The sequence below is a fragment of the Salinisphaera japonica YTM-1 genome (assembly GCF_003788585.1).
Lineage (GTDB): Bacteria > Pseudomonadota > Gammaproteobacteria > Nevskiales > Salinisphaeraceae > Salinisphaera > Salinisphaera japonica.
In genome coordinates this window covers 1-5039 of sequence record NZ_AYKG01000054.1, presented here as the reverse complement: position 1 = coordinate 5039, position 5039 = coordinate 1, and the positions used below count along the sequence as shown (strand labels likewise).

The 5039-nt window shown below is 59.2% G+C and carries 4 protein-coding genes; all 4 read right to left on the bottom strand.

Annotation, left to right across the window (positions count from 1 at the left end; genetic code table 11):
* Positions 1–601 precede the first annotated feature (601 nt).
* The 4 genes from SAJA_RS13185 to SAJA_RS13170 all read right to left on the bottom strand — a co-directional run bounded on the left by SAJA_RS13185 (position 602) and on the right by SAJA_RS13170 (position 4741).
* Entirely contained in the window at positions 602–949 is a 348-nt protein-coding gene (locus SAJA_RS13185) for a hypothetical protein (RefSeq protein WP_221180244.1), read from the bottom strand.
* Positions 949–1581, bottom strand: a complete 633-nt coding sequence (locus SAJA_RS13180; RefSeq protein ID WP_123659134.1) for a cytochrome c oxidase subunit 3 — start codon at positions 1579–1581, stop codon at positions 949–951. The genes SAJA_RS13185 and SAJA_RS13180 overlap by 1 nt, the downstream gene beginning before the upstream one ends.
* A gap of 12 nt (positions 1582–1593) precedes the next feature.
* The gene (locus SAJA_RS13175; protein WP_221180243.1) at positions 1594–3648 is read right to left on the bottom strand and encodes a cbb3-type cytochrome c oxidase subunit I; all 2055 of its coding nucleotides are present in this window, start codon (positions 3646–3648) and stop codon (positions 1594–1596) included.
* Positions 3649–3712: 64 nt separating this feature from the next.
* Positions 3713–4741 (bottom strand): ubiquinol oxidase subunit II, encoded by a 1029-nt coding sequence (locus SAJA_RS13170; protein ID WP_245963329.1) that lies wholly within the window; start codon positions 4739–4741, stop codon positions 3713–3715.
* Positions 4742–5039 lie beyond the last annotated feature (298 nt).

The following is a 5039-nucleotide window of genomic DNA, read 5'->3' as shown; positions in this document are numbered from 1 at the left end:
TATCAGCCTCAGATCGCTCGGTGAGCCGCTTGGTTTCAGTCGGGCGAGATGGTATCTAGCGTCGCTCGAATCCTGCTCGTTGGCGCCACGAGTGCAAGCGGCGTAAGCGGCTAGATGAGGATAAGTTTGTTCATTCAAGCGGGTGCATTATCCGCGACGATCAAAACAGCCATGCAGTGCCGATCATAAGTTCATGCAAACCGTAAGACGCGCGGAGCGCTCTCAAAGAACGAAGCCGGAAACAGCAGCGGCGCCCAGAAGCATCGAGGAAGCGGAACCAATCCGCCATCGGCGGTCATCGGCGTCCATCTGCGAATAAAAAACTAGCCTAACGACTCGAAAACCGTAGCGCCCGCATATCGAAACGACTCAAAAGCAAACCGCCAAGAATCTGCGCAACCTGTGAAATCTGCGGATAGTTTTAAAAGAACGAAGCTTCGAAAACTAGTGGCGCCCCACGGCCGAAACGACTCAATCCTCGTCCGCCATCTGCGTTTATCGGCGCCCATCGGCGGATTGCCTGAGGAACGAGGCCCCATAAGAGAAAAGCCCCGCTCGGCAGAGCAGGGCTTTATGCATGAACGGCAACGAAGCGGCTGTGTCAGCCGGCGCCGAGCATGGTGCGCATTTCCAGGTGATGGAACATCCACATGGTCAGCACGATGGCGATGAAGAACAGCGGAATCGTGGCGACGGCCGACACGGTGTGCCAGATCATGGTCTTCGACAAGTCCAGCTTGAACAACAGATACAGCTGGGCACAGACCGCGATCAACGCCAGAATGCCGATCCAGATCAGCGTGGCGAGCTGGCTCATGCCGTCATCCAGGGTGATGACACATGCCACGACCATGAGCGCCATGCCGATGAAAAACGCCAGCCCGTACTTGAACATGCTGGCCGAGCGAACCTCGGGATGATCGAGCGGATCGTATTCATGGGCAGACATCAGCTCACTCCCATCAGATAGACGAAGACATAGACGCAGACCCAGATCACGGCCTGAAAGAACCAGAAGATACGCAGGTTGATGAAACGCCCCACCGAGCCTTCGGTGAAGCCTTCACGCGCAATCTGGATCGTCAGTGCGGCCATCCAGATCAGGCCGAAGAAGACGTGGGCGGCGTGTACCCAGATGATGGTCCAGAAATCCGAGAGAAACGCGCTGGCCTGTGGCGTGGCGCCCTCGCTGGCAAGGCTGGCGAACTCGGCTGTTTCGTCGAGCAGGAAGAACACGCCCATCGCCAGCGAAACCAGCATCCAGCGCACGGTGCCGGCCTTGTCGCCGCGCGCGAGCGCGACGCTCGCCATGCCGAAAACCAGCACGCTGGCGAACAACACCAACGTGGGCAGCAGGGCGGTGACCGGGTCGATGACCTGGTCGGCCGTGATATTGCTGGTGCCGTAGGCCTCCAGATAGACGCCGTGGGCTGCGAACAGCCCGGCGAAAATCATGGCGTCGCTCATCATGTAGAGCCAGAAACCCAGAGAACGCAGGCTGATCGAATCGTGATGATCAGGCTTGTCCGAGAAGAGCTGAATATGGCTCGTGTCGGTCACTTTGTTGGCATCAAGAGACATTTTTCGTACTCCTCAAGCGTTATGCGCGTGGCCGTCACGAACCGGGCCATCTTCGAGCTCGCCGGTCTGTCGCACGCTTTCCTGGGCCTCGGTATCCATGTTCGACAACGTCTCGTTCTCCATCGCCTCGACCTCGGCCGCGGGGATGTTGTAGTCGATGTCCTTCTGGAACATGCGGAAAACCAGCGTGGCCGTGATGCCGATGATGGAGGCCACGAACAGCCACTCGATGCGCCAGACCCCGGCGAAGCCAAACGCCATGGTGAAGAACGCCAGTACCACCGGTACCGCGCTGTTCTTGGGCATGTGCACGTCGTTGTACTTTTCAGCCCTGAGCGTGGTGATGCCATGCTCACGGCGCCATGCCCATTCGTCGTTGGAGTGCACGATCGGCGAGGCCGCGAAGTTGTAGAACGGCGGCGGGCAGGGCGTCAGCCATTCCAGGCTGCGCGAGGTTTCCCACGCGTCCGAGGTGCGCACGGCGTTCTGCTTGCGATCACGAATCGAGATATACATCTGCAGCACGAAAGCAGCCACCGAGGCGACATACAGCGCGATGCCGATGACTTCCATGGCCAGCAGCGGCCACCAGCTCGGATGGGCGATGTAATCCAGCCGACGCGTCATGCCCAGAAAGCCCAGCGCATACATCGGCACGAACACGAAGACCGAGCCGGCCCAGAACAGCCAGAAGAAGATCCGGCCCAGGCGGTCGTCCAGATAGAAGCCGAAGGCTTTGGGCCACCAGAACGTCACCGCCCCGAAGATCGCGAACGCGATGATCAGGAACATGTTGTGGAAGTGAGCAACCACGAACACGCTGTTATGCGAGACATAGTTGATCGCCGGGATGGCCAGCATCATGCCGGTCATGCCGCCGCCGATGAGCATCAGCACGGCGGCCAACGCCCATAGCATCGGCGCTTCCAGACGCACGCGGCCCTTGTACATGGTGAAGGCCCAGTTGAAGACCTTCACCCCGGTGGGGATGCCCACCAGCATGGTGGCGATGGAGAAGAAGGTGTTGACCTGTGGCCCGGCGCCCATGATGAAGAAATGGTGCAGCCAGACCAGCCAGGACACGCCCGCGATACCCATCGTGGCCACGATCATGCTGGTGTGGTTGAACAGCGGCTTTTCCGAGAACGTCGGGATGATTTCCGACAGGAACCCGAACGCCGGCAGCACCACGAAATACACCTCCGGATGGCCCCAGAGCCAGAACAGGTTGGTGTACATCATGAAGTTGCCACCGCCATCGGCGGTGAAGAAATGCGTGCCGATGTAACGATCCAGCGTGAGCAGGAACAGGGCAACCGTCAGCAGCGGGAACGAGGTCAGGCCGATGATATTGGTGGCCAGCGTCGTCCACGAGAAGATCGGCATGCGCATCATGGTCATGCCCGGCGCGCGCATCTTCAGGATGGTAGCGATCAGGTTGAGCGCACCCACCGTCGAGCCGATGGCGGATATCTGAATGATCCATATCCAGTAATCAACCCCGACCCCCGGCGAGTAGTCGAGTTGTGTCAGCGGTGTCAGGCCCACCCAGCCGGCATGCGAGAACGAGCCGACGAACAGGGACACCATGCACAGCGCGGCGGCAACGGTGGTCAGCCACAGGCCCACCGCGTTCAAGAACGGATAGGCCATGTCCCGGGCGCCGATCTGGATCGGCACGATCAGGTTCATGAAGCCCACGAGAATCGGCGTGACCGCCAGCAGGATCATGATGGTGCCGTGCACCGTGAAGATCTCGCTGATATGAAACGGCGTGAGATACCCGTGTACCGCGCCCAGAAAGCCGGGCGAATCCGGGCCCACGGCCATGGCTTGGTGGGTACGGATCATCGCGGCTTCGAAAAAGCCACGGAACAGCATCACCAGGCCCACGATGATGTACATGATGCCGATCTTCTTGTGATCGACAGTGGTCAGCCAGTCTTTCCAGAGCCAGCCCCACAGTTTGAAATAAGTCAAAAGCCCGACGATCCCGATACCGCCTATCACGACCAGGCCCGCGGCGAAGATAAGCCACGGATTGTCGTAGTGCAGATCCAGAATCATGGGCAGGCGTCCGAACAACGCGTTCGATGGCCCTTGTACGTCCATAAACATAATGTTGCTGCCCTTATCGATCGGGAGTGTTCTGCGGCGCGTCGGCGGTGGTGCCATCCGGATTGGCCTGGGCATCACCGGTGCCGAACTTACGTTCGAACTCGGCCGAGGTCATGTCTTCGGAAAAACGTGCCGGCCAGGTGTACTTCAACGTCCCGTCGTTGACGGCATGAATGACGTGTGTGAACAGGTCATTGTCGATATCGCTATAAAGCGACCACTGATTGCCGGTATTGATCGTCGGCTTCGCAAACTGCTTGAACTGCTTCCATTCCATGCGGTTGCCCGACAGCCGCGCCCGTCGCACCCATTGATCGAACACGTCCGGCGGTACCGACAGCATCTTGTAGTTCATCCAGGAGAAGCCGGGGCCCGAGAACTCGGTCGAGAAACCTTGATACGTGCCCGGGCGCTCCACCAGGAAATGCTGCTTGGTGCGCATGCCCGGCATCATGTAGATCTGGTTGACGACCTTGAGCACGTAAAAATCGTTGGTCACCGATACCGAGGTCAGCTCCAGCGCAATCTTGCGATTGGTCGGCACCACCAGGCGATTGCTCATGGCGATGTGTTGATCCGGGTAGATGAACAACCATTGCCAATCGGTGGCGATCACCTGGATATGCAGCGGCGCCTGGCCGTTGTCATCGATCTCGTTGAGCACTTCCGGGTTGTACGGGGCGACATCACGGGCGCCGTGATAGCTGAAATAAGACAGCACCACGACCACGAGCAGGGGAATGCCCCAGACGATCACCTCGATCGGGATCGAGTGATTATAGGTCGGGTCATATTCACCCGAGCCGCCGCGTCGATAGCGCCAGAACGTCCAGATCACCAGCGCGGTGGCCGGCACGATCACGACGGAAAGCAGCAACACGTCAACAACGAGATAGAAGATCGATGCCCGAGCGATCGGCCCGTTCGGATGCAAGAACCAGAACGGATCCTGGACCGGACTCTGGCTACAACCTGCCAGAACGATCAGTACGCCAAGCCCCAGACAGAGCTTTGTAGCGTGCGCGAGATTACCTTTATTCATGGACACGACATTCCACGGTTGGTCGAAGCCGAGCACAGGCGTGTCGGCATTCCGGGCGCGGTGGCACGATCCGCCGAACCGACCGGTTGGTCGGAGCGGATATCGGCATTGCTACCGCGCCGTTATTCATACGCCGATAAGACATTGGTCGGATGCGTAAGCCGGTGTTAATAGTGCAATAGATCGCCCATGACGTCCATTGCAGGACAAGGCGTTGGCCGGGCTCTGGGTGCGGCGTTCGGTCGCATCAGCCGGCGCTGACGGTGGGCTTTCCCACGACCGTTCAACGCCGAGCGCC

Coding starts and splice junctions, on each gene's coding strand:
- SAJA_RS13175 (WP_221180243.1), bottom strand. CDS start 3,648: ATGATTCTGGATCTGCACTACGACAATCCGTGGCTTATCTTCGCCGCG.
- SAJA_RS13185 (WP_221180244.1), bottom strand. CDS start 949: ATGTCTGCCCATGAATACGATCCGCTCGATCATCCCGAGGTTCGCTCG.
- SAJA_RS13170 (WP_245963329.1), bottom strand. CDS start 4,741: ATGAATAAAGGTAATCTCGCGCACGCTACAAAGCTCTGTCTGGGGCTT.
- SAJA_RS13180 (WP_123659134.1), bottom strand. CDS start 1,581: ATGTCTCTTGATGCCAACAAAGTGACCGACACGAGCCATATTCAGCTC.